The sequence below is a fragment of the Methylobacterium sp. GC_Met_2 genome (genome assembly GCF_026540795.1).
In the GTDB taxonomy this organism is placed as follows: domain Bacteria; phylum Pseudomonadota; class Alphaproteobacteria; order Rhizobiales; family Beijerinckiaceae; genus Methylobacterium.
This window is the reverse complement of record NZ_JALNUM010000018.1, coordinates 1-18,800: the sequence shown is the minus strand read 5'-3', so window position 1 is coordinate 18,800 and position 18,800 is coordinate 1. Positions and strand designations below refer to the sequence as shown.

Here is an 18,800-nt window from a genome sequence, read left to right as displayed (position 1 = left end):
GCCCGGAGCAGACCTTGAATCGATCGATCCTCGCCCTTCTCATCGTCGCCACGACCCTCACCGACCTGTCGGCGGCTCGGGCGCAGGATCGGACCGGGGCGGATCCCAAGGCCGAGACCGCGACCAAGCCGGCAGCCGATACGCGGGATCCGGGCAAGACGGCGACGGAGGCCGTGACCAACCCCGCCACCGTACCGCCGACTGAAGGCGCCGTCGGCAGCGGCAAGCCGCCGGTGGCCGGCACGCCCCCCACCACGGGCCGATAGAGAGCCCGGCCCCACTGGGCAGGGCCGGACCTTGCGTCCGCGGGCGAACCATTGCGGCCCTCGTGCGTCTGCCCGGTGCGGTCAAGCCTTGGCCGCGGGGTGAGCAGAGCCGGATGATATCTCACGAGCAGGTCGGGGCAGCCCGACCCTGGGCCGACGCTCACGTTGCGGGTACGTGCCGTTCTTGGTCGCGTGGGCTTCGCCGGTTCGCCACGGGAATCGCCGCCCCCGATCCCCGACTCTGGGCGCTGAGCCTCGCGCTTATCGGGATCGACGCCGTCTGGATGCGGGCGGCCGGCATGACGGCCGCGCCGACCGGCTTCGTCGTGGCTGCCGCCATCGTGGTAGTCCTGCTGGTCGCGGCGGCCTGCCTCGCGACCGTGAAATCGGATCCGCCCCTGCGAGGCATGGCGCTCGCGAGCGCATTTCTGATCACCTTCACCATACCGGTGGCGGTTCTGCACTTCCTTGCCGCGGGCCTGGGGCTGCCCTTCATTGACGACGCGCTGGCTGGGTTCGAGGCACGGCTCGGTTTCGACTGGACGGCTTACGTGGCCTTCCTGGCGCACCATCCCACCCTGTCGTGGTGGCTGGCGCTCGCCTATCATTCCAGCGGGCCGCAGGTCGGCGTCGTGGTCATCGCGTTGAGCGCGACCCGCCGGCTCGGACGGCTCTGGGCCTACATCCGGCTGTTCTCAGTCACACTGCTGTGCGTGATCGTCCTCGCCGCCCTGTTGCCGGCGCTGGGCCCTTACGCCCATTACGCGCCGCGCGTTGTTCCGTCGGACCATCTGGAGACGATCGGCGCGCTCTGGCATCTGGAGCCGGTGGCACGGCTGCGGGCGGGCACGCTCGACACGCTGGCGCTCGGCGACCTACGGGGGCTGGCGACCTTCCCGTCCTTCCACGTGTGCCTCGCGCTCCTGACCGCCTGGGCGCTGGCACCTTTGCCCGTCCTTGGCCCGCTCGCGATCCTCCTCAACGCAGTCGTGATCGTGGCGACGCTGGGCGCGGGCGGTCACTACCTGCCGGACGTGCTGGCCGGGGCGACCCTGGCGATCGCGGCCCTGGCGGTTCGAGAGCGGGTCCGCCGGCGCACGCCGTCCGCCGCCCCGGCCTGTCCGGTCCCCGGGGCGATCAGCCGTGCCGATGCCTGAGCGCGTTGAGCCGCGAACTATCCCACCGCCGGTGGATTAGTCCGACAGTGGAGGTCCGACAGACTATGCCCGAGACCCAGTGGACGAGGCGCGCCCAGCCGGACAGCTGGCGATCGTCCCGGGCGCCGCGGCGGAGGAGTTCTGGTCTCTCTCGAAGACGCGGACCGGAACCGCGCCTGCACGGTCCCGGCCGAAACCCGCCCCGCTTGCCCACGCCAACGCCGCTCCATAGATGCCCCCGATGATGGCACTTCCCTTCGACAACAGCTACACCCGCCTGCCCGAGCGCTTCTACGCGCGCCGCCCCGCGACCCCCGTGGAGGCTCCGCGCCTGATCCACCTAAATCGGGCCTTGGCGGGGGAACTTGGGCTCGACGCCGACTGGCTCGCAGGTCCGGACGGGGTTGCGGCGCTGGCGGGGAACACGGTTCCGGAGGGTGCCGATCCGATCGCGGCGGCCTATGCCGGGCACCAGTTCGGCCAGTTCGTGCCGCAACTCGGCGACGGGCGCGCGGTCCTGCTCGGCGAAGTGATCGACCGGACCGGCATCCGCCGCGACATCCAGCTCAAGGGCTCCGGCCCGACCCCGTTCTCCCGGCGCGGGGACGGCCGGGCGGCCCTCGGACCGGTGCTGCGCGAGTACCTCGTCAGCGAGGCGATGGCGGCGCTGGGCATTCCGACCACCCGGGCGCTCGCCGCCGTCGCCACCGGCGAGCCCGTGGTGCGCGAGACCCTGCTGCCCGGGGCCGTGCTCACGCGGGTCGCAGCGAGCCACATCCGGGTCGGCACCTTCCAGTTCTTCGCGGTCCGGGGTGACGTCGAGGCCCTGCGGGCCCTGGCCGACCATGTCGTGGCCCGGCACTATCCCGAGGCGGCGGAGGCGGAAAATCGCTACCGGGCGCTGCTCGACGCGGTCATCGCCGCCCAGGCCGGGTTGGTGGCGCGATGGCTGCTCGTGGGCTTCGTCCACGGGGTGATGAACACCGACAACATGGCGGTGGCCGGCGAGACGATCGACTACGGCCCCTGCGCCTTCCTCGACGCCTACGATCCCGGCACGGTGTTCAGTTCGATCGATCAGAACGGACGCTACGCCTACGGCCAGCAGCCGCGCATCGCGCTTTGGAACCTAACCCGGTTCGCCGAAACCCTGCTGCCCTTGCTCGCCGATGACGAAGAGCAGGCGGTCCGTGAGGCCGAAGCGGCGCTCTCCGGCTACGCACCTGCTTTCGAAGACGCCTATCACGGCGGCCTCAATCGAAAGCTCGGGCTCGGCGCGGTCCGGGACGGCGACCCCGCGCTGGCGGGCGACCTCCTGACACGGATGGGCGAGAACCAAGCCGACTTCACCCTGACCTTCCGGACCCTGTGCGGAGCCGTTGAGGGCGACAGATCCGTGCGCGACCTGTTCGTCGACCCGACCGCGTACGACGGGTGGGCGGTTCGCTGGCGGGCGCGCCTCGCCGAGGAAACCCGCGCCCCGGCCGAGATAGCCGCCGCGATGCGGACGGCGAATCCGGCCTTCATCCCTCGCAACCATCAGGTCGAGGCGATGATCGCGGCCGCCGTGGAGCGAAACGATTTCGCGCCCTTCGAAACCTTGTTGGCGGTGCTGGCACGGCCCTACGCCGACCAGCCGGAGCACGCCCGCTACGCGCAGACGCCGGAGGGCGGCGGGGTCGGCTACCGGACCTTCTGCGGCACGTAAGGCCCGTTCAGGCCTGCGGCCAGGTGTAAATCTCGTGCACGGTGCCCGCGGCACGGAACCAATGCACCCGCGTGGCCGGGTTGAACCCGTGATCCCGGTACGAGGTTGCGATCACCGACACGAGGGAGGCTGCCAGGGAGCGGTCTTGGATGTCATAGGCCAGGAGCTGCGGTGTACGCCCGTCGTCATGGGCAAGATCACGGACGAAGATCGAATACGACATGTGTCAGACTCGGCTCCACCAGGAACAACCTATACGTGCATATACCGCCTGGATCGCTTGGGTTCATTGTAAGTTCATGTCAAGGTTAAGTAGTCTTAACTGGATTTCGGAGACTTGATGGAGTCTTTGCGAACCAGCGTGCCTCAGGCCGACCGATACGACCCCGCAGCGCGATCCGGCTCCGATGCCTGAAGCAGGGTCAGCAACAGCGTCATCGCCGCCGCGGCGGCGACGCGGTCCCCTCGGAATGAGCAGGTGAACAGGATCGCCCGATGATTCCGCCACGGGGTCGTATACCGTGATCCGGCCCGGCGCCGATCCTGAGCGGCGGCGCGGACAGGAGAACCCGGATCGATGGGCAAGCGGATCCTGGCCGGACTTGTCGGGTTGCTGATCGGCCTGTCGGCCGCGCAGGCGGCGCCCGTCGTGGTCAGCTCCAAGCTCGACACGGAGGGCGGGGTTCTCGGCGCCATCATCCTGCAGGCGCTCGGGGCCAAGGGCATTTCGACGGTGGACAAGACCCAACTCGGGTCGACATCGATCGTGCGCCAGGCCCTGCTGGAGGGCCAGATCGACATCTACCCGGAATACACCGGCAACGCGGCGTTCTTCTTCGGACGGCAGGATCTCCCGGTCTGGAAGGACGCACAGGCCGCCTACGAGACCGCCCGGCGCCTCGACCGCGCGGCCAACGACCTCGTTTGGCTGGCGCCCGCCTCGGCCAACAACACTTGGGCGATCGCGGTGCGCGACGACATCGCCAAGGCCAATGCCCTCGAGACGATGAGCGATTTCGGCCGCTACGTGGCCGGTGGCGGCTCGATCAAGCTCGCGGCCTCGTCGGAATTCGTCTCCGCGCCCGCCGCGCTCCCGGCCTTCGGCCGGGCCTACGGCTTCGGCTTCAGGCCGGACCAGCTCGTCATCCTCGCCGGCGGAGACACCGCCGCCACGATCGCGGCGGCGGCGCGGGGCACCTCCGGAACCAACGCCGCCATGGTGTTCGGGACCGATGGCAGTCTCGCCGCCGCCCGCCTCATCGTGATGGCGGATGACCGCGGCGTCCAACCGGTCTACCAGCCGGCACCCGTGGTCCGCGGAGCCGTCCTCAGGGCGCGTCCTGAGATCGCGACGGTGCTCGATCCGATCTTCCGCCAGCTCGACCTCGCCACGCTGCGCGACCTCAACGGACGGGTTCAGATCGGCGGCGAACCCGCCTCCACGGTAGCGGCGGATTTCCTGAAGGCGGCGGGGTTCGTGCATTAAGGCCGGCGCGCGCTCTGCGCCGAACCGGTGTCCACTTCGGCGCAGAGCGCGCTAAGTCCAGGCGACGCGCAGCCACGCTCCTGCGGCCGCGCGCGGAGCCACCGGATGGGCCAATTCCCTGCACCCGGGACGCATGCCGATGCCCGCCCGAGCGGCCGGATCGTCTCCGGCCTCGATCCCCTGGGCGCGACCCTCGCGACCCTGCTGACTCTGGGCCTCGTCGTGCTGCCGCTGATGGTCGTGCGGCCGAACCGGATCGCCGAAGGCACCGCGCTAATGGCATGGTCGGCGCTGCCGGCCGGTCCGGCGCTAGCACTGCTTTGCGGCTCCGGGCTCGCCGCGCCGCTGCTGGCCCTGCGGATTCCCCCGTTCCTGCGGCTTGCCGCGGGCGCAGCCGCGTTGCTGCTCCTCGGCCTCACGGCCGGATGGGCGGCCGATCACCTGACGCCGCCCGGCGACCGCTACAGCCGGGTCTCGCCGGAGGCCGGCTGGTGGCTGGCCTTCGGCGCCGCCGGCCTCGCCACCGGCGACGGGCTGGCGCGCCTGCGGCCCGGCCCCGGGATGCGGGTCACGGCGCTGGCGACCGTTGCGATCCTGGCGGGGCTCGCCCTCCGGTCCGGGTTCTGGGACAACCTCTCGGTGATGCGGGAATATGCCGGTCACGCGGATACGTTCGGCCGGGAGGTCCGGACCCATCTCGGCCTTGCCCTCGCGTCGGTGGCGGCGGCCGCCCTGGTCGGGATCCCGGCCGCGATCCTGGCACGTCCGAAGCCGGCCCTGCGGCGGGCGCTGCTCGCGATTCTCAACGTGGTCCAGACCATCCCCTCCCTGGCGCTGTTCGGGATGCTGATCGCGCCGCTGGCCTGGATCGGCCGGACGATCCCCGGGGCCGCGGAATCCGGGATCGCGGGGATCGGCCCCGCCCCGGCCGTCGTGGCCCTGTGGGCCTACGCGCTCCTGCCTGTCGCGGCCGCCACCGTCGCCGGGCTCGACGCCGTGCCTGCACCGGTGCGCGACGCGGCACGCGGCGTCGGGATGACCGGCCGCCAGCGCCTCCTCCAGGTAGAACTGCCGCTGGCGCTCCCGAGTCTCCTCACCGGGATCCGCATCGTGCTGGTCCAGAACATCGGCCTTGCGGTGATCGCGGGCCTCGTGGGCGGCGGCGGGCTCGGCGTGTTCGTCTTCCAGGGCATCAGCCAGAACGCGGGCGACCTCGTCCTGCTCGGGGCGCTGCCGACCGTCGCCCTGGCGAGCAGCGCCGCCGTGCTGTTCGATGCCGCCATCGCGGTGAGCCGGGGCCGGGTGGCGGAACGGCACCCGTGATGCCTGATCCGATGATCGAACTCGCCGGGATCAGCCGCGTCTTCGGGGACCGGGCGGTCGTGTCCGACGTCAGCCTGCGGGTCGAGGCCGGCGCGGTGCTGACGGTCGTGGGCACCTCGGGCTCCGGCAAGACGACCCTGCTGCGGATGATCAACCGCCTCGTCGAGCCGAGCGCCGGCACGGTCCGGATCGCGGGCCGGGACATCCGGGCGGTCGCCCCGCATGTCCTGCGCCGGGGGATCGGCTACGCGATCCAGGGCCACGGCCTGTTCCCCCATCGGACGGTGGCGGAGAACATCGCGGTGGTGCCGCGGCTGCTGGGCTGGGACCGTCGGCGGATCGACGCGCGGGTCGACGCGCTGCTCGGCCTGTTCAACCTCGATCCGGCCGCCTACCGGGACCGGCTCCCGGCGGCGCTGTCGGGCGGCGAACAGCAGCGGATCGGGGTCGCCCGGGCGCTGGCCGCCGAGCCGCCGATCCTGCTGATGGACGAGCCCTTCGGCGCCCTCGATCCGATCATCCGCCGCCAGGCTCAGGCGGATCTGCGGGCGATCCAGCGGCGCACCGGCACCACCATCGTGCTGGTGAGCCACGACATGGACGAGGCGCTGCGGCTCGGCGACCGGATCGCCGTGATGGACCGGGGCCGCCTCGTGCAGGAGGCCGATCCGGCGGCGCTGATCGGCGCGCCGGCCACCGCGTTCGTCGGCGCCCTCCTCGGCGGCGGCGACCGGGCCTTCCAGCTCATGGCGCTGCGCGTCGTGGACGATCTCGTGGAGCCCGGGGCGGCGCCGGGCACGCCGATCTCGGCGGGCACCTCGGTGCGCGCGGCGCTGGCTGAGAGCCTGTGGTCGCAGCGCCCGGCCCTGCCTGTCAGCCGAGACGGCGTGCTGCTGGGCCGGGTGACGCGCGCCGCGCTCGAGGCGCAGGGCGCCCGCCCGTGAGCCGTGCGGGATATCTAGCGCATCTCGCGCTGCTCGCCCTGCTCGGCGCCTTCCTGCTCGCGCCGCAGAGCTTCGCGGACCTGTTGCGCCCTTTCGCCCCCGGCGACACCGCGCCGATCTACACGCAGACCCCGCTGCTTGCGCTCACTATCAACCACCTCCTGCTGGTCGCCGCCGCAACCCTGACGGCGAGCGTGCTGGCGATCGGCTTCGCGGTCGCGGCGACCCGTCCGGCGGGACGCAACGTCCTGCCCTTCGCCCGGGCGGTGGCCAATCTCGGCCAGACATTCCCGCCGGTGGCGGTGCTGGCCTTAGCCGTGCCGATCTTCGGGTTCGGGCCGCTGCCGACCCTCGTCGCCCTCGTGCTGTACGGGCTGCTGCCGATCTTCGAGACCACGCTCACTGGCCTCGAAGGCCTCGATCCGGCGCTGATGGAGGCGGCGCGCGGCATGGGGCTGACCGACAGCCAGCGGCTCGTCCAAGTGGAACTGCCGCTCGCGCTGCCAATGATCCTGGCCGGGATCCGGCTGTCGGCCGTTATCGGCCTCGCGACCGCAACGATCGGCTCGACGGTAGCGGCCAGCACGCTGGGCGAGGTCATCATCTCGGGCCTGCTCACGGGCAACACCGCCTATGTCCTGCAAGGCGGCCTCGTCGTTTCGGCGCTGGCGATCCTGATCGACGCGGCTTTCCACATCCTCGAGCAAAGTGCAGCGCGGCGAACTGGATTCGGTTCCTAGAACCGACTATAAGTCCGGCGGGCCCGTACGCGCGGGCCTGGGGCGTGGAACCCCCTGTCTGATGGTTGGTGCCGACCAGAACGGCACCCGCACCTTGACCACACGGTCGGGGAGCCTGCGACGTATGTCCAGGCGTTCCGGCGCTAAAGGTCGTAGGGACCGTTCAGACACGGTTTTCCAACTCCCCGACTCGGGATGGTCGAAGGCTTGTTCGCGGGGGCGTACCGCGGACCAAAGCCGGCGGGGAGGACGGGTCATGGCTCCCATCGATCCCGAACTGCGGATGCGCCAGCTCGCCGAGTTGCGCGCGGCCTACGACGCGAGCCCGTGCCCAACGGTCGACCACAGCGAGACCCGGATCGCACGACATTCGCGGGTGCTGCTGGGACGGATCCTCGTCGTCCTGAGCGACCCGGACGGCGGCGCAGGTGCGCGGGAGACTCGGCCGGGCGGCAAGGCCTGCGCCGACTTGTGAGGCTCCCATCCGTCGCGCGCCGGCTCACGCAGCCAGCTGCGCGGTGACGAGCCCAATGCCGTTCCAGGCGTCGTCGATGACGTCCACCAGCTCGGCGCCGGGCTTCCGCTGAACGGCCCTGGTGGACGCGGGCGCGCGGTGAGGACGGCGCGCCTGGGTGGGCTGCTCTCTGCCGAGTCGCTCCGACCCGGCCAGGCGCCTCAGATTTGTGACGACGCCTGATCGCGCAACTTGCAGTCAAGTCGTCCGTGATTGTTCGATGAAGGTTTCGGATTTTTCGCTTTAGGACTGGGAGTCTTATCTTTATTCGCACGAGAGTCTGCCGATGCAAAATTCCAGTTTATACTTGTGAACAACATTCGCGATTTCGAGCACGGTCGATATTTTGCATCGAATGGATGATCAAGTATCTCAAGAGATCATAAACAGCAGTCGTTGGCGCTGATCGCTTCGGCGTCGCCTACAATAACGCGATCATGTCATACACGAGACCGCCGATCAAATACAATATCTTAGCGGTGCGCTTGAATGAAGATCGCACTGAGAACAATATTTGCCCGGCGCCGACGATTCGGCCGGCCTGAGATGAATACTCGGACCGAAGCCGGACCGTCTTGCATGCGCCAGACTGGGAGGTCGTCATGATGGGCAAAGAGATTGCGTTCGCATCACCCGCGACATGTTCGGCGGCGGCATTCGGCCTGCTGCTCCTCGGCTCCACCACGGCCGGCGCCGACGACATGCCGCGGCAGGGTGATTTCCGGATCACCTACACGTCGACGGTGCTGGCAGCGCCGAAGCCCGTCACCATCGGCGAGAACCGCGTGGCCTCCGCCTCGATCGCCATGATGACCGCGGTCAACGAATCCGGCGGTAAGCTCCTGCACAACATGGCCGGGCGCTGCACCTCCGCGCCGACGATCGACAACGGCGCCAAGACCGTGGAGAACCACGGCTATTGCGACTACGTCGATGCCGATGGCGACCACGTGTTCGAGAAGTGGGACTACCCGCTCCAGCCGCTCGCAGCGGTGAACGAGGGGACGGGCCAGTGGATCGGCGGCACCGGCAAGTTCGCGGGCCTGGCGGGCACGATGACGATCCGCTCGCGCCGGCTGAACACCCTGACGGACGGCGCGGTCCAGGTGGTCGGCGAGAAGCTCGGCAGCTACAGCTTCACCGGCACGGTGGCGAGCGCCAAGCCGGATTGAGAACCAGCGGGACGGCGGGCCGTCCGGGCGCTATACGCGCCCGATGACACCCGCCGACCGAGACAGGTTCGAGAAGTGCCTCGCGCTCGCCGCACAGGGCGCGACCATGGGCGAGCGCGCGGCCGCTCAGGCTGCCGCCGCGCGTATCGCTGCGAGCGCCGGCCTGACCCTCGCCGAGGCGATGCGCGCGGCCCGTCCCGCGCGGACAGAATCCGCGCCCCGGCCGCCGCCCCGGCGCGCCTACGCCTGGGCTCAGCCGAAGGAGCCGGTGAAACCCATCACGGTCGAGGAATTGCTGCGCCAGAAGGCCGAGACCGAGGAATGGCGCAAGCGTGCGGCCGCCCGGGCCAAGCGCCAGAGCCGGCAGGCGCAGCCGGATCAGGACGCCTATGCGGCGGAGCAACGTGCCCGGCAGGCCGAGCGCGACTGCGCCTGGGCGCAGGCCCGGACTGAAGCGGCGCCCGACGACGTGTAGGGTCCGGCCTCACTTCTTCACGAGGCTGCAGGTGCTCTCCGACAGGGGCTGGAACGCCTGCTCGCCCGGGATGGTCTTCAGGATCTTGTAGAAATCCCACGGCCCCTTGGAGTCCGCGGGCGTCTTGACCTGCGCCAAGTACATGTCGTGGACCATCCGGCCGTCGACGCGCAGGCTGGCGTTATGGGCGAAAAAGTCCTGAATCGGCAGTTCGCGCATCTTGGCCATGACTTTCAGCCCGTCATCCGTCCCGGCGGCCTCGGTGGCCTTGAGGAAGTGGAGCACGGCCGAGTAATCGCCGGCCTGCACCATGGTGGGCATCCGTCCGCCCATCCGCTCGCCGAAGCGTCGGGCGAAGGCCCGGGTCTGGTCGTCGAGGTCCCAGTAGAAACCGGTTGTCAGGATCATCCCCTGGGCGTCCTTGAGACCGACGGATTGGATGTCGGTCAGGAAAATGTTGAGCCCGCCGAGCGTCTGGCCTCCCTGCGGGATGCCGAACTCGCTCGCCTGCTTGATCGTGTTGATCGTGTCGGCGCCCGCATTGGCCATGCCGATGATCTTGGCGCCCGACCCTTGAGCCTGCAGCAGGTAGGACGAGAAATCCGGATTCGGGAACGGGTGCTTGACCGAGCCGAGCACCTGGCCGCCCTTCGCCTTCACGACGCGGGTGACCTGCTTCTCCAGATCGTGCCCGAACGTGTAATCGGCGGTGATGAAGAACCACGTGTTCTTGGGGTCGTCCGCCAGGGCCGTGGCGGTGCCGGCCGCCAGCGAATAGGTGTCCCAGGTCCAGTGGGCGCCGGTCGGCGAGCAGGCGGCGTTGGTCAGCGCCATCGAGCCGGCGCCGGAATTGATGTCGATCTTGCCCTTGGCGCGCGCGACTTCACGAACGGCCAAGCCCGCCACCGAGGAGTTGGTGTCGAAGATCGCGTCGACGCCCTCGGTGTCGAACCAGCGGCGGGCGATCGCGGAGGCGATATCGGCCTTGTTCTGATGGTCGGCGAAGATCAGCTCGACCTTGCGGCCGTTGATCGGCCGGCCAAAGTCCTCCACGGCGAGTTGCGCGGCCGTCACCGAGCCGCGCCCGGCGAGGTCCGAATAGCCGCCCGACATGTCGGTCAGCACACCGATCTTGATGCCGCCATCGGCGTATTGTGCGCGGGCCGGTGCGGCGGCGAGGCAGGCCGCGGCGAAGGCCACGACCCCATGTCGGGCGAGCGTCCGCCCCGAGATCCGATCGGACATGGATTTCCTCCCCATTTGTTGATCGGCTTTTGTTTTCTTGAGGCCGCGGGCCGTTCCGGCCCGCGGCCGGCCGAGTTTTCGCCGGCTCTACGGCGCGCGCGTTTCGCCGAAGAACGTCAGCACGGCCTCGTTGAAGCGCTGGACATCCTCGAGATTCGTCAAATGGGCGCCGCTGAGCTCACGGTACTGCGCACCAGGGATGTGGTCCGCCAGGAAGCGGCCTTCCGCCGGCGGCGTCGCGAGGTCGTGCGTCCCGGCGATCACCAGCGTCGGCGCGGTGATCCGCGGAAGCGCGCCGCGGAAATCGGCGTCGCGCACCGCGAGGCAGGCCGCCGCGTAGCCCTCCGGCGCCGTGGCAGCCAGCATTCGCCGCAGGCTGGCCGCCAGCTCGGGTTGGGCAACCGCATAGTCCGCCGTCAGCCAGCGCGACGCCACGGCATCAACGATGCTGCCGACGCCGTCCGCGCGGACCTTCTCGGCCCGGCTGGTCCAGTTCTCCGGCGGCCCGATATACGCGGCCGTGTTGCACAGGGCGAGGCGCGCCAGCCGCTCCGGATGGTTCAGGGCGAGCCACTGCCCGGTCAGGCCACCCATCGACACGCCGGCGAAATGCACCCGCTCCAGGCCGAGGCGATCCAAGAGGCCGACCACGTCCCGGCCGAGTTGGGCGATCGTGTAGGGTCCGGGCGTGACCTCCGACTGACCGTGGCCGCGCGTGTCGTAGCGGATCAGGTGGACATGGCGCGCCAAGGGTTCGATCTGCGGCGCCCACATGTCCAGCGCCGCGCCCAGCGAGTTGGACAGCACGAGCGTGGGGTTCGCGGGATCGCCATCCGCCCTGTAGTGCAGCCGCACGTCATCGAGTTCGGCGAAAGCCATATGCGCCCCTCCCTCAGAGATAGCTTCTGCCGTCGAGATAGGCCTTGCGCCAGCGCTTGATCGCGACGCGGTCGAACAGGCCCGCCGTGTGGAACGGATCCGCCTGGATCAGCGCCTCGGCCTCCGCGCGGGTCTCGACATCGACGACATAGAGGCCGCCGCCCGCATCGCTGCCGTCGTCGTTCAGCTTGGCGCCGCAGGCCAGGAGGCTTTTCTTGATCCGGTCGAGATAAGCCAGATGCTCGGCGCGATGCGCCCTGCGGATCTCGAGGCTGCCCGGCTTGTCGAAGGTCTCGATGATGAAGGGCATGGTTCGACCTGTCAGTTGGCCGCGATGGCGGAGGGATGCTGGGCCAGCGGCGTGACGTGGATCGTCATGTACGGGTAGAGCGGCAGCGCCGTCAGGATGTCGTGCAGTGCGTCGTTCCCGTCGACATCGAAGACGCTGTAATTCGCGTATTGCCCGGCGATCCGCCACAGGTGCCGCCACGTGCCGTCCTGCTGAAGTTTCTGCGAGAACGCCTTCTCCTCGGCTTTCAGACGGTCCGCTTCCGCCTTCGGCAGGGTGGCGGGGATGTCGACCTGCATGTGGACCATGTAGAGCATCGTGTCTGTCCTATGCCGACCGGATGTCCGTGCTGGCCGCGACGCTTATCATCCCGAGACAGGCTGTCGATGCTGTCGCCACGGGGCTCGAGCGCGGGATCGGCGACGGTCGGGGGCGATTGTCCCCGATTCCGCCCCATCGTTGCGGCCATCTGGATGCACGCCTATTCAGCCGCCCCATAAACCGAAGCTCACAGGGGTGGATTCGTCCGACGATGACCGCACAGTCGACCAACGAGGTGGTGTTCGAGGTGCGCGGCCCCCTCGGCCTCGTCACGCTCAGCCGGCCCAAGGCCCTGAACGCGCTGACGCTCGGCATGATCCGGGCGATGCAGGCTCAGCTCCGGGACTGGGCCGCCGACGACCGCGTAACGCGGGTGGTGGTGCAGGGCAGCGGCGGACGGGCCTTCTGCGCGGGCGGCGATGTCCGGCGCATATACGAAGCCGCCAAGGCCGGACAGACGGAGGCGATGTTTGAGATCTGGCGCGGCGAGTACGAACTCGTCGCCGCGATGGCCCTCTACCCCAAACCGATCGTCGCGCTGATCGACGGCATCGTCATGGGCGGCGGCGTCGGCATCTCTGTGCACGGGCCGTACCGGGTGGCGTCCGAATCCTACGCCTTCGCGATGCCGGAGGTCGGGATCGGCTTCGTTCCGGATGTCGGCACCACCGCAATCCTGCCGCGTCTGGCGGGTCGCAGCGGCACCTACTTGGCGCTGACCGGATCGAAGATCGGCGCGGGCGACGCCCTCCCGCTCGGGCTGGCGACCCATGCGGCGCGCGCCGCCGATTTCCCGGCGATCCTCGACGCGTTGGCGGAAGGTGGCCCGATCGAGCCGGCCCTGGCCGCCCACGCCGCGCCTCCGCCGCCGACCGGGCCGGTGACCCAAGAGGCGGCCCTCATCGATGCGTGCTTCTCGGCGGAGAGCGTCCCGGCCATCCTGGCGCGGCTCGACGCGGTCGCGCAGTCGGATTTCGCCACCGAGACGGCCCGCACCCTCCGCAGCCGGTCGCCGACCAGCCTCTGCCTTGCCTTCGAGCAGATGCGGCGCGGGCCCGATCTGGACGTGATCGCGGCCATCCGGACGGAGTACCGACTGGTGACGCGCATCATGCGGGGGCACGATTTCTACGAGGGCGTGCGCGCGGTGCTGGTCGAGAAGGACAACCGGCCCGCTTGGCAACCGGCCACGCTCGACGCCGTCGACCCGGACGCTATCCGGGAGGCCTTCGAGCCGACGGAGGAGCCGGAGCCAAGCTTCATCTGAGGGATATGGACCATCGGCTACGCGCACCCACCCGCAGCGACTGCCGGTTCTGGATCGGGCTGAGCCGCGTCAGATCCGGACTGCGATTTGTGAACTCGCAGCCTGTGCGGGAGAGTAAGCCAGCGTCGCCGCCCCGGAAAGCGTGGCCGAGGCCAGGGTGATGACGCCGTGCAAGGGGCGCTGGAACCAAGGCGGTGAGCGCGCAACCCTCCACGTGCGCTCATCGCCGGGTCGAACGCGGGTGCCGACCCCTCCGATGAGGTCGGCGATGGGCTCGGGGCGGCGGCGCGATTATCGGCGCCGCGGCGGGCGGCGGTGCGGCAACCCCGTCATGGGCCGCGATCACCCGACGGGCCTCCTCGACGCTCATGTCGCAGGCGCTCGTCATCCCCTGCAGCGCCCCGAGGGCGCGATTGTATTCGGGCAGATTGGTGCAGCCGGGAACGCCCCAGGCCCAAGCCGGGGCCGCACCCATCATCGCCAGCGCCAAGCCGGCCAGACCCATCCTGAACGACACGTCCGTCCTACCGCGGCCAGGGTCTGGATCTCCAGATCCCACCGCGTGCCAAGCAACGAGGCCCCCGATCAGTTCACCCAGCCCGCCCGCGATGCGGCGTTTTTCCAGCACACCGATGCGGAAGGCGTCCATGCGGCAGCCGGCGGAGGGCCGACGTTCAGGCGGCCTGAAGCAGCGTCCGGGGCTGGGAAAAGACGAACTCGCGCTTGTAGAAGTATACGCCGCCGTTCCGCATGGCTTTATGAGCGTCATCTACATCGAAGCCGAACGGTCGGTCGCGTGCGGTGTCGATGCAGGTCACGTAACGCCACTGCACGCCGTCGATCATCCGGGGGATCGGCTGATCCTGACGGACGGCACAGAAAAGCTGGCCATCGGAGGACTTGGCGAAAATATAGAAGGTCTTCCGCGCGCACATCAGAACCTCCAAAGCCCTTTGGGGTGTATCCATGACGCAACAATCAAGTTTAAAACTGATTCGACGGCAATAGTCAAGCTTCTGCCACATTCTCGCCACCGATCGGGCAGGGGCTCACTCAGCGGCCTCCTGGAGGGGCTTGCCCTTGTCGACGACGTAAACCGACAGGATCTTCACGGTCCTGTCGCCGACCACCGTGTAGCCGGCATGGGGAACGCCGCGCCGGTTGATGCCGCGCTCGCCGGCCGGCCGCTCCTTCGGCGCCTGTCCCTGTACCTGCGCGAGGCCGCCCTCCAGCACGTAGTAGGCTTCCTCGCCGTTGTGAAAATGCCGGCGCGAGGTCGCCCCCGGCGGGATCTCGACCAGTTGCATGACGATCTCGCGGCTCTCGTCACCCGAGACCGGCTGACGACCGAGCTCGGTCCGCTTGACCTCCTGAGCCGCGGCTGCGCCCGTGATGACCAAGGCGCCCACCGCGATCAGGTATCTCCCAGCCGATGGGCGGCGCGCCATGTCGTTCTCCCGGATCTTGTCTGTTTCCGAGATCATGACATCGCCCGCTCCGACCGGGAATAGCTGGCCGTGTCGTCGCGTTACAGTCTTGCCGCCCGCTTCACGCCAGCCGGTTCCAGCGTGAAGCTCTCAGCTCTCGCTGTAACGCGCTCTCCTGCGCCGACCCGGCGTCCACTTCAGCGGAGAGCGCTCTATAGACAACCGATACGCCGCAGGGCACCGATCAGCTTGCGGCCGACGCGGTAGCCGTTGAGGGATTCGGATCCGAGGATCTGAACGGTCTCGGTTTCGGCAGTACGGCCGTAGAGGAACAGGTGGAAGCTCGGTGCCGCCTGTTCTGGCGGCGTCGCGCTGACCTGGCCGCAGAACGCGATGTCGTGGCCGGTCTCGCCCGGCATCGGCCTGATCTTCCGGAACCGGACGAGGGGCGCATCCGGGAATTCAGCGGCGACCCTGGCGCGCATCCCCGTCTCGAACGGCGCGCCGAATTCGGGTGCGTCCGGGGCGATCAGCCCGAGCGTGTCCTGCCCGCGGACGGCGGACGGCGCGAGCAGAAGCACGAGCAGCGGCGCGGCCCACAGGCCAGTGCGTCCCGCGCCCGCGAAGGCGCGAGGCGGGGCCCATGGCCGAGACCAGGCCGCGGCCGGCACTCCGGCCTGTCGATGCGAGGACAGGGGATCCGCTCCCTGAAGAGACTTCGCACTGCACGAAGATTGTATTGGATCACGAAGCTCGATCGAGAGAAAGCGGCCGGCCCCGCGGCGCGCCGACCGGTGTCGCGCGCAATCCGGAACCCACCGGCCACCTCCCCACGTTGACTCCGCAGAATGTATGAGTATTTCTTATTTATATGCGTTTTCGCGGGAGCTCATGATGGATCGGCAGGATGTAAATCCGTCCCAACCCGATTTCCGGCACGCGATAAATGAGTTCGCGGTGCGCGTTGTCGCGGCGTATCTCTCGCGCAATGCCGTCGCGCCGACCGGCCTGCCGGAGATCCTGACCGGCGTGCACGCAGCGCTGATGGCACTCGTGCCACCGGCCGATAGCCTGCCGGCGCCTGTGCGGCCGACGCCAGCCGAGATCCGCGACTCGGTCCAGCGGGACGGTCTGATCAGCTTCATCGATGGCCGCTCCTACAAAACACTGAAACGCCACCTCAAAGCCCACGGCCTGACGCCCGAGCGGTACCGCGCGCGCTACGGCCTGCCGAACGATTACCCGATGGCGGCCCCCGGTTACGCCGCGCGGCGCGCGGAGATCGCGCGGGCGATCCAGTTCGGCCACGAGCCGACCCGAACCCACACGTGAGGCCACCTCACGCAACGCGTGCGAATCTCTGAATTGTCCGGTCCCCACCACGGCGATACGCTCGGTCCGGGGGCAGACGACGGGGTTTGGGCGACATGGACGCCGAGACGGACTTGCATGCCGGCCGGTGCCATTGCGGCGCGGTGCGGTTCGACGTGGCGCTCAGCGACGGCTTCCGGTCGATCCGGCGCTGCACCTGCTCGTACTGCCGCATGCGCGGCGCCGTCGTGGCGATGGCGGAGGCGGGCGGGATCCGGATCCGGCAGGGCGCGGAGGTGCTGACGAGCTACCGGTTCCATACCGGCACGGCAGAGCACTTCTTCTGTTCCCGCTGCGGGATCTATACGCACCATCAGCGGCGCTCGGACAGCACGCTCTACGCGGTCAACGTGGCCTGCCTGGAGGGCATCAGCCCGTTCGATTTCCCTGCCGTACCCGTGATGGACGGCGTCAACCACACGAACGACACCGGCCAGCCGACGCGCCGCGCAGGGACGCTGCGCTACGAGCCCGCCGATTGATCCTGCGCCGCGCTCAGCCGATCGCGAGGCCGCAAATGAGCAGGACCGCGATCGCCAGGAGCACGAGGAGCGAGGTGGTGACCGCCAGCGTCACCCGACCGCCGACCTAGGCAGCGGTGCGCCGCTTCATCAACGCCCCCGCGAAGGACGACCTCGTCTTCCTGCGCGGGACTACGGACGCGATCGACCTCGTGGCCGCCTCGTTCGGCGAGGCCAATATCGGGCCGAGCGACGAGATCATCGTCTCGACCACCGAGCACCACGCCAACATCGTCCCCTGGCAGCTGCTGGCGCAGCGGATCGGGGCGACGCTCCGGGTGATTCCGGTCAACGACCGGGGCGAGATCATCGTCGAGCAATACGCAGCCCTGCTCTCGGGCCGGACGAAGATCGGCTCGGTGACGCATGTCGCCAACGCCCTCGGCACCGTGAACCCGATCCGGGAGATCATCGCGTTGGCCCACGCCTACGGCGTGCCGGTGCTGGTCGATGCGGCGCAATCCTCGCCGCACATGCCGCTCGACGTGCAGGCGCTCGATGCCGATTTCCCGGTCTTCTCGGGCCACAAGGTGTTCGGGCCGACGGGGATCGGCGCCCTCGACGGCAAGACCGCCCTGCTCGAAGCGATGCCGCCCTGGCAGGGCGGCGGCCACATGATCGAGGACGTCACCTTCGCCCGGACGGTCTACAAGGGCGCCCCGGATAAGTTCAAGGCCGGCACCCCGGACATCGCGGGTGCGGTCGGCCTTGGCGCGACGCTGGATTACCTGGAGAGCATCGGCCTGCCGGCGATCGCCGCCTACGAGCACGATCTGCTGGACTATGCGCAGAGCGGACTGGCCGAGGTGAAGCGCCTGCGCCTCATCGGCACGGCGCACGAGAAGGCGAGCGTGATGCCCTTCGTAATCGAGGGGCAGGAGAACCACGCGGTGGCCCACCACCTCGACGCGCACGGCATCGCGGTGTGCTCGGGCCATCACTGCGCGCTGCTGGCCCTGCGCCGGTTCGGCGTCGACCAGTCGGTGCGGGCCTCGCTCGCATTCTACAACACCCGCGCGGATGTGGACGTCTTCCTGAAGGCGCCCCACACCCTGCCGCGGCATTAAGCCGAAGCGCGCCGGTCTCGGAGGCCGGCGCGCCAAGCCGCACGCATCGCGTCCGCCTATTGCTCTCCGGGCTTGAACGGCGGTTCCTTGCCGGGCGGCACGCCCTCCTCGGCCATGCTCAGCAGCATGGCGACCGTCACGTAGGTGCCGGTCAGCGCAGTCAGGTCGACCACGCCCTGCTCGCCCAGCACCGCCTTCGCCCGCGCGAAGGTCCCGTCCGAGACCGCGTGCTGCGTGGAGAGTTCCATGCAGAAATCGTACACGGCGGCTTCGTCCGGTTTCATGCCCTCCGGTCGCTTGTTCGCCTTGAGGTCGGCCGCAACCTGCTCGGAGAGGCCGGCCCTGATGGCGAGCGGATAGTGGGCGAACCACTCCACCTGCGAGCGCCAGAGCCGCCCCTGGATCAGGATGGCGAACTCGTTCAGCCGCGTCGGCACGGAGGTGTGCCAGCGTAGATAGTCGAGCAGGTCATACATCCGCTGCGCCATCTCGGGGCTGCGGATCATCGGGTTGTAGGGGCCGGCCAGCCCGACGCTCGAGACCTTAAGGATCTTCTCGCCAACCGGGAGTTGCGCAGGTGTGAGCTGCTCCAGGGTCAGTTGCGGAAAGCGCGGCGCGTGCGCGACCG

At 69.2% G+C, this 18,800-nt stretch carries 23 protein-coding genes and 1 pseudogene; 14 read left to right on the top strand and 10 right to left on the bottom strand.

The genetic code is table 11. From position 1 onward, the window contains the following. Window positions 1-14: 14 nt before the first annotated feature. From OXS49_RS09155 to OXS49_RS09145, 3 genes are all read left to right on the top strand, one after another. A complete protein-coding gene (locus OXS49_RS09155; protein WP_243998386.1) occupies window positions 15-266 on the top strand; it encodes a hypothetical protein in 252 nt (83 codons plus the stop codon). A gap of 113 nt (window positions 267-379) precedes the next feature. Beyond that, a complete protein-coding gene (locus OXS49_RS09150) occupies window positions 380-1,423 on the top strand; it encodes a phosphatase PAP2 family protein (RefSeq protein WP_267423687.1) in 1,044 nt (347 codons plus the stop codon). A gap of 241 nt (window positions 1,424-1,664) precedes the next feature. Beyond that, entirely contained in the window at window positions 1,665-3,131 is a 1,467-nt protein-coding gene (locus OXS49_RS09145; RefSeq protein ID WP_267423685.1) for a protein adenylyltransferase SelO, read from the top strand. Window positions 3,132-3,138: 7 nt separating this feature from the next. Here the strand turns inward: OXS49_RS09145 and OXS49_RS09140 are convergent, their stop codons facing one another. Beyond that, window positions 3,139-3,354, bottom strand: coding sequence for a hypothetical protein (locus tag OXS49_RS09140; RefSeq protein WP_243924007.1), 216 nt, complete (start codon window positions 3,352-3,354; stop codon window positions 3,139-3,141). Between the two features lie 354 nt (window positions 3,355-3,708). Between OXS49_RS09140 and OXS49_RS09135 the strand changes: the two genes are divergently transcribed. The 7 genes from OXS49_RS09135 (at window position 3,709) to OXS49_RS09105 (ending at window position 9,785) form a co-directional block, all read left to right on the top strand. Next, entirely contained in the window at window positions 3,709-4,617 is a 909-nt protein-coding gene (locus OXS49_RS09135) for a glycine betaine ABC transporter substrate-binding protein (protein ID WP_267423683.1), read from the top strand. Window positions 4,618-4,722: 105 nt separating this feature from the next. Further along, window positions 4,723-5,940, top strand: coding sequence for an ABC transporter permease (locus OXS49_RS09130; protein WP_267423681.1), 1,218 nt, complete (start codon window positions 4,723-4,725; stop codon window positions 5,938-5,940). Between the two features lie 11 nt (window positions 5,941-5,951). After that, entirely contained in the window at window positions 5,952-6,884 is a 933-nt protein-coding gene (locus tag OXS49_RS09125) for an ABC transporter ATP-binding protein (RefSeq protein ID WP_267423753.1), read from the top strand. Further along, window positions 6,881-7,624: an ABC transporter permease gene (locus OXS49_RS09120; RefSeq protein ID WP_267423679.1), complete on the top strand. Its 744-nt coding sequence runs from the start codon at window positions 6,881-6,883 to the stop codon at window positions 7,622-7,624. The genes OXS49_RS09125 and OXS49_RS09120 overlap by 4 nt, the downstream gene beginning before the upstream one ends. A 256-nt stretch (window positions 7,625-7,880) precedes the next feature. Continuing rightward, window positions 7,881-8,099, top strand: coding sequence for a hypothetical protein (locus OXS49_RS09115; protein WP_243998397.1), 219 nt, complete (start codon window positions 7,881-7,883; stop codon window positions 8,097-8,099). Between the two features lie 641 nt (window positions 8,100-8,740). After that, a complete protein-coding gene (locus OXS49_RS09110) occupies window positions 8,741-9,310 on the top strand; it encodes a hypothetical protein (RefSeq protein ID WP_267423678.1) in 570 nt (189 codons plus the stop codon). A gap of 43 nt (window positions 9,311-9,353) precedes the next feature. After that, a complete protein-coding gene (locus OXS49_RS09105) occupies window positions 9,354-9,785 on the top strand; it encodes a hypothetical protein (RefSeq protein WP_243998401.1) in 432 nt (143 codons plus the stop codon). A gap of 9 nt (window positions 9,786-9,794) precedes the next feature. Here OXS49_RS09105 and OXS49_RS09100 read toward each other — a convergent pair whose 3' ends face one another. From OXS49_RS09100 to catC, 4 genes are all read right to left on the bottom strand, one after another. After that, entirely contained in the window at window positions 9,795-11,030 is a 1,236-nt protein-coding gene (locus OXS49_RS09100; protein WP_267423675.1) for an ABC transporter substrate-binding protein, read from the bottom strand. Between the two features lie 87 nt (window positions 11,031-11,117). Next, window positions 11,118-11,909 carry a 3-oxoadipate enol-lactonase gene (pcaD, locus tag OXS49_RS09095; protein WP_267423673.1) on the bottom strand — a complete coding sequence of 264 codons (792 nt, stop codon included), beginning with the start codon at window positions 11,907-11,909 and terminating at the stop codon, window positions 11,118-11,120. A 13-nt stretch (window positions 11,910-11,922) separates the two neighbouring features. Continuing rightward, entirely contained in the window at window positions 11,923-12,219 is a 297-nt protein-coding gene (locus OXS49_RS09090; RefSeq protein ID WP_243998417.1) for a YciI family protein, read from the bottom strand. 11 nt (window positions 12,220-12,230) lie between these two features. Then, a complete protein-coding gene (gene catC / locus OXS49_RS09085) occupies window positions 12,231-12,515 on the bottom strand; it encodes a muconolactone Delta-isomerase (protein WP_243998419.1) in 285 nt (94 codons plus the stop codon). 215 nt (window positions 12,516-12,730) lie between these two features. On the opposite strand from catC, the gene OXS49_RS09080 reads away from it, so the two are divergent. Further along, window positions 12,731-13,786 (top strand): enoyl-CoA hydratase/isomerase family protein, encoded by a 1,056-nt coding sequence (locus tag OXS49_RS09080; protein WP_243998421.1) that lies wholly within the window; start codon window positions 12,731-12,733, stop codon window positions 13,784-13,786. Window positions 13,787-14,006: 220 nt separating this feature from the next. Here the strand turns inward: OXS49_RS09080 and OXS49_RS09075 are convergent, their stop codons facing one another. The 4 genes from OXS49_RS09075 to OXS49_RS09060 all read right to left on the bottom strand — a co-directional run bounded on the left by OXS49_RS09075 (window position 14,007) and on the right by OXS49_RS09060 (window position 15,884). Continuing rightward, complete coding sequence (locus OXS49_RS09075) at window positions 14,007-14,435, bottom strand: hypothetical protein (protein WP_267423671.1); 429 nt, start codon at window positions 14,433-14,435, stop codon at window positions 14,007-14,009. A gap of 25 nt (window positions 14,436-14,460) precedes the next feature. Further along, complete coding sequence (locus OXS49_RS09070; protein ID WP_243998424.1) at window positions 14,461-14,721, bottom strand: hypothetical protein; 261 nt, start codon at window positions 14,719-14,721, stop codon at window positions 14,461-14,463. Between the two features lie 114 nt (window positions 14,722-14,835). Further along, the gene (locus OXS49_RS09065) at window positions 14,836-15,270 is read right to left on the bottom strand and encodes a cupin domain-containing protein (RefSeq protein WP_267423665.1); all 435 of its coding nucleotides are present in this window, start codon (window positions 15,268-15,270) and stop codon (window positions 14,836-14,838) included. A 155-nt stretch (window positions 15,271-15,425) separates the two neighbouring features. Continuing rightward, complete coding sequence (locus tag OXS49_RS09060) at window positions 15,426-15,884, bottom strand: hypothetical protein (protein ID WP_267423663.1); 459 nt, start codon at window positions 15,882-15,884, stop codon at window positions 15,426-15,428. A 286-nt stretch (window positions 15,885-16,170) separates the two neighbouring features. Between OXS49_RS09060 and OXS49_RS09055 the strand changes: the two genes are divergently transcribed. From OXS49_RS09055 to OXS49_RS09045, 3 genes and pseudogenes are all read left to right on the top strand, one after another. Continuing rightward, complete coding sequence (locus OXS49_RS09055) at window positions 16,171-16,545, top strand: MucR family transcriptional regulator (RefSeq protein WP_267423661.1); 375 nt, start codon at window positions 16,171-16,173, stop codon at window positions 16,543-16,545. Window positions 16,546-16,640: 95 nt separating this feature from the next. Next, the gene (locus OXS49_RS09050) at window positions 16,641-17,066 is read left to right on the top strand and encodes a GFA family protein (RefSeq protein WP_267423660.1); all 426 of its coding nucleotides are present in this window, start codon (window positions 16,641-16,643) and stop codon (window positions 17,064-17,066) included. A gap of 116 nt (window positions 17,067-17,182) precedes the next feature. Further along, window positions 17,183-18,172 (top strand): annotated as a pseudogene (locus OXS49_RS09045) (cysteine desulfurase); the annotation flags it as partial. Window positions 18,173-18,228: 56 nt separating this feature from the next. Here the strand turns inward: OXS49_RS09045 and OXS49_RS09040 are convergent. Continuing rightward, window positions 18,229-18,800 (bottom strand): carboxymuconolactone decarboxylase family protein (locus OXS49_RS09040; protein ID WP_267423658.1); only part of this gene is annotated, 572 nt, incomplete at its 5' end.

Bases quoted from the DNA above. Each gene is read 5' to 3' on its own strand.
- OXS49_RS09150 (WP_267423687.1), top strand. From the start codon at position 380: ATGATATCTCACGAGCAGGTCGGGGCAGCCCGACCCTGGGCCGACGCT.
- OXS49_RS09145 (WP_267423685.1), top strand. From the start codon at position 1,665: ATGATGGCACTTCCCTTCGACAACAGCTACACCCGCCTGCCCGAGCGC.
- OXS49_RS09140 (WP_243924007.1), bottom strand. From the start codon at position 3,354: ATGTCGTATTCGATCTTCGTCCGTGATCTTGCCCATGACGACGGGCGT.
- OXS49_RS09135 (WP_267423683.1), top strand. From the start codon at position 3,709: ATGGGCAAGCGGATCCTGGCCGGACTTGTCGGGTTGCTGATCGGCCTG.
- OXS49_RS09130 (WP_267423681.1), top strand. From the start codon at position 4,723: ATGGGCCAATTCCCTGCACCCGGGACGCATGCCGATGCCCGCCCGAGC.
- OXS49_RS09125 (WP_267423753.1), top strand. From the start codon at position 5,952: ATGATCGAACTCGCCGGGATCAGCCGCGTCTTCGGGGACCGGGCGGTC.
- OXS49_RS09115 (WP_243998397.1), top strand. From the start codon at position 7,881: ATGGCTCCCATCGATCCCGAACTGCGGATGCGCCAGCTCGCCGAGTTG.
- OXS49_RS09110 (WP_267423678.1), top strand. From the start codon at position 8,741: ATGATGGGCAAAGAGATTGCGTTCGCATCACCCGCGACATGTTCGGCG.
- OXS49_RS09105 (WP_243998401.1), top strand. From the start codon at position 9,354: ATGACACCCGCCGACCGAGACAGGTTCGAGAAGTGCCTCGCGCTCGCC.
- OXS49_RS09100 (WP_267423675.1), bottom strand. From the start codon at position 11,030: ATGTCCGATCGGATCTCGGGGCGGACGCTCGCCCGACATGGGGTCGTG.
- pcaD (WP_267423673.1), bottom strand. From the start codon at position 11,909: ATGGCTTTCGCCGAACTCGATGACGTGCGGCTGCACTACAGGGCGGAT.
- OXS49_RS09090 (WP_243998417.1), bottom strand. From the start codon at position 12,219: ATGCCCTTCATCATCGAGACCTTCGACAAGCCGGGCAGCCTCGAGATC.
- catC (WP_243998419.1), bottom strand. From the start codon at position 12,515: ATGCTCTACATGGTCCACATGCAGGTCGACATCCCCGCCACCCTGCCG.
- OXS49_RS09080 (WP_243998421.1), top strand. From the start codon at position 12,731: ATGACCGCACAGTCGACCAACGAGGTGGTGTTCGAGGTGCGCGGCCCC.
- OXS49_RS09075 (WP_267423671.1), bottom strand. From the start codon at position 14,435: ATGGACGCCTTCCGCATCGGTGTGCTGGAAAAACGCCGCATCGCGGGC.
- OXS49_RS09070 (WP_243998424.1), bottom strand. From the start codon at position 14,721: ATGTGCGCGCGGAAGACCTTCTATATTTTCGCCAAGTCCTCCGATGGC.
- OXS49_RS09065 (WP_267423665.1), bottom strand. From the start codon at position 15,270: ATGATCTCGGAAACAGACAAGATCCGGGAGAACGACATGGCGCGCCGC.
- OXS49_RS09050 (WP_267423660.1), top strand. From the start codon at position 16,641: ATGGACGCCGAGACGGACTTGCATGCCGGCCGGTGCCATTGCGGCGCG.